The sequence below is a fragment of the Bartonella sp. ML69XJBT genome (assembly GCF_028618515.1).
In the GTDB taxonomy this organism is placed as follows: domain Bacteria; phylum Pseudomonadota; class Alphaproteobacteria; order Rhizobiales; family Rhizobiaceae; genus Bartonella.
Window position 1 is genome coordinate 1 of sequence record NZ_JAQITB010000078.1, and the last position, 3054, is coordinate 3054.

Genomic DNA, 3054 nt, shown 5'->3' on the forward strand with positions numbered 1-3054 from the left:
GAGATGATGAGACGTTACAAAAAGTCACAGAATCCTTGACGCAATCGAGTGAAGCCAAGAGCATGGCAGAGGACGCTAAAAGCGTAGCGGATAGTGCAAAAGAGAAGGCAGAACATGCAGAACAGCAAGCAAGCGAGGCTACGAGAATAGCGGGAGAGGCGAAAACGGCAGCAGAACAAGCTATACGTTCAGGAGAAGCGGCGGGGCAAGTGAGTGCAGATGCTGTAAAAAGCCTTGTTGAAGAAGCCAAGAACAAAGCAGCAGCAGCAGAGAGATTAGCCCAAGAAGCCAAGAACAAAGCAGACAGTGTAGAGACTTTAGCCAATGAGGCAAAACAAAGGGGAGATCAGGCAAGCAGTACAGCTTCAACAGCTAAAAATGTATCGGAAGAAGCCAAGAATGTTGCAGAAGAAGCCCAGAAAAAGGCAGAGAAGGTAGAGAGTATAGCCGAAGAAGCGCAAAAGATCGCTAAGGAATCGAAAGATACAGCAGGTCTTGCCAAGCATGATGCCGAACAAGCACGAAGTAAGGCAGAAAAGGCGGAAAGTGTAGCTTATGGTGCAAACAGTAAAGTTATAGATATCCAGCAAGCGGTTGATAGTATCAAAGCAACAGCAAGCTTAGCGAAGATGGCAGGTGAAGTCGCAGAAACACGAGCCAATGAAGCCAAGGATGAAGCAAGTAAAGCCAAGCAATCAGCCGATAGTGCAAAGACGACAGCAGAGAGTGCGAAAAGCCTTGCTGAACAAACAAAACAGTCTTTAAATACAACAAATCAAGAGCTTGGTGGTATCAAGAGCTCTTTAGCAACCACAACAGCGACGGCTAATTTTGCGCAAAGCACGTCGAGTGTAGCGAAGACAGAAGCCTTACAGGCAAAGGCACTAGCGCAAGAGGCAAAAGAGGCAGTTCTAAAAGCCCAAGGAAACAATGCTATAAACAGTTCTCCTTTAATGAAACATTTAACTTGGAATGTCATTTCGCTTTCTACCCCGTTTCTTGTTGCTGCAGGTAAACAGCATATTCTGTTAAAAAAAGGAACGCATATTTCTTTGATGAAGGGCAATGACCTGTTTGTCGTGAGTTACCTAGAAGATACCACCATCCCACTGCATCAAACTCTTTCAGCGGGTAAAGATTATTACATTTATTTAGTGAATAAGAGTGAGAATAATGCGCAACTTGTTGTGTCATTCAACTCTACTTATCCTACAGGTTACACAGCGGCAAATTCACGCAAGATAGGAGGATTTCATACGCTTTGTGCGGATGTTGGCACGATTGAAGGTCATCCGTTATCGGATTATAGTGCGGGGGATATATTACCCCATTCGGTCTGGTGTCTCAATCACCGCCCGCATAGTTCTCCTGAAGGGATGGTTTACGACGCTTCTCAAGATATTTGGGTTGATATTTATCTTCAATCAGGAACCGGTAGAAGTACAGGATCTGTATATGGTATCCCAATAACGACCAACCGTAGTTATACGGAATATTTAGATGATATGTTTGTTGTGAGGAAGTCTTTGTTGACAGATGGTGAATTTGCCTCTGCGATGTATGGAAGTAATGAGAAGACGAGTATAGTCAATAGTCAAGCTCCTACGCCCAAACATTCAGGAGGGCATAGGGATACGGCAAATCGTCGAATGATATCACATATAGGATGTGAGGATGGTTGTGGTTATGTTTCGCAATTTTTATTAGGGACGTTTTCTGTTCCATTACCCACTTCTCGAGTTGGCGCAACTTTAAAAACAACGCTGAATGCTTTGGTAGGTGGTGGTCATTGGCAGCAGGGCTCGTTATCAGGTCCCTTTTATCGTAGTGGTCAAAATACGCGGACTTTGAAGTCTGATAAATTAGGAGCACGCGGCTGTAGCCGTCCACGTCGCTATGTATAGAGGATATTGAGATGATCGATTATCCAGAACATTTAAATAGCAAGCAAGATTATTTGAACATGCTGTCCTTTGATAAGGCAGAAACGGTAAGAAGGCTCAAGAGTCTTTTAGAGACACGTTTTTATTGGGTTTTTGTAAAAGAACTAGACGATGGAGAGGGTGGAGTAGAGGATGAGAGCCATAGAGTTTATGTAAGCCAAGACGTCCTGCTTGATTTAGAGGGAGATTTTGTAGAAAAGCGTTACCAATATGAATTACAGGAAAGTGAATATGCGCCTCTTTATAGACTTGGCTTTAGCGTTGAAGAAGTGGAGCAATTGATCAGAGAGAATAAAGAGTGAAGAGCTTATAGAATAATCGAAAAACCACTTTATCGAGCCCCGCTTATGTGGGGCTTTTTTTATGGAGGAACAGATGAGAAAGATCTCAAAAGAAGGATTAGAGCTGATTAAACAATGGGAAGGCTTGCGATTAGAAGCGTATAAAGATACGGCGTGCGTCTGGACAATTGGTTATGGTCATACCAGTCGTGCAGGCAAACCTTTGGTACACAAGGGCATGCGTCTTACAAAAGAGCAAGCAGAAGAAATTCTTTGTGAAGACTTAAAACAATTTGAGAGGGCGGTAGAACAATCGGTGACGGTTTCCTTAACAGATAGCCAATTCGCGGCATTGGTGTCGTTTTGTTATAATGTAGGAACCAAAGCGTTTTGCCAATCGACATTGTTGAAAAAGCTTAATCAAGGGGATTACGAATCGGTTCCGGTGGAATTACAGAAATGGAATAAGGTAGGAGGCAAGCGTCTTAAAGGATTATCCAACCGTAGAGCCGCCGAAGCAGGGCTCTGGGCAAAGGGGGCTTATGTTTCTTCAAATTATCAAAGGGTAGAAACCAAGAATAGAACCGGTCTTTTCCAATTAGAGGCGCTTGCCCCGATTATAGGGTCTTGTTCAGGCTTTGGTGGGCTCTTGGTTGGCAATGGACCAGTGCAATGGGCATTAGCAGGAATTATGGTTTTAGCGGCGCTCACAGGTGTTGTGATTGTAGCCAAGCGCTTTAAGGAACAGCGCTTGTGATTTTTGGGTTGAAAAGAAATCTGTCTGTTCTGTTAACGGCTATAGCCGTTTTTTTTATCGCTTTAGCGAAAGC

2 protein-coding genes and 1 pseudogene are annotated in these 3054 nt (G+C 43.7%); all 3 read left to right on the forward strand.

Going from position 1 to position 3054, the window contains the following annotated elements; all coding sequences use genetic code 11:
• A pseudogene (locus tag PVV68_RS09900) lies at window positions 1-1904 on the forward strand (hypothetical protein); the annotation flags it as partial.
• Between the two features lie 11 nt (window positions 1905-1915).
• Window positions 1916-2245: a hypothetical protein gene (locus tag PVV68_RS09905; RefSeq protein ID WP_273722231.1), complete on the forward strand. Its 330-nt coding sequence runs from the start codon at window positions 1916-1918 to the stop codon at window positions 2243-2245.
• A 73-nt stretch (window positions 2246-2318) separates the two neighbouring features.
• Entirely contained in the window at window positions 2319-2981 is a 663-nt protein-coding gene (locus PVV68_RS09910; protein WP_273783001.1) for a lysozyme, read from the forward strand.
• The last annotated feature ends 73 nt before the right edge of the window (window positions 2982-3054 follow it).

Coding starts and splice junctions, on each gene's coding strand:
- PVV68_RS09910 (WP_273783001.1), top strand. CDS start 2,319: ATGAGAAAGATCTCAAAAGAAGGATTAGAGCTGATTAAACAATGGGAA.
- PVV68_RS09905 (WP_273722231.1), top strand. CDS start 1,916: ATGATCGATTATCCAGAACATTTAAATAGCAAGCAAGATTATTTGAAC.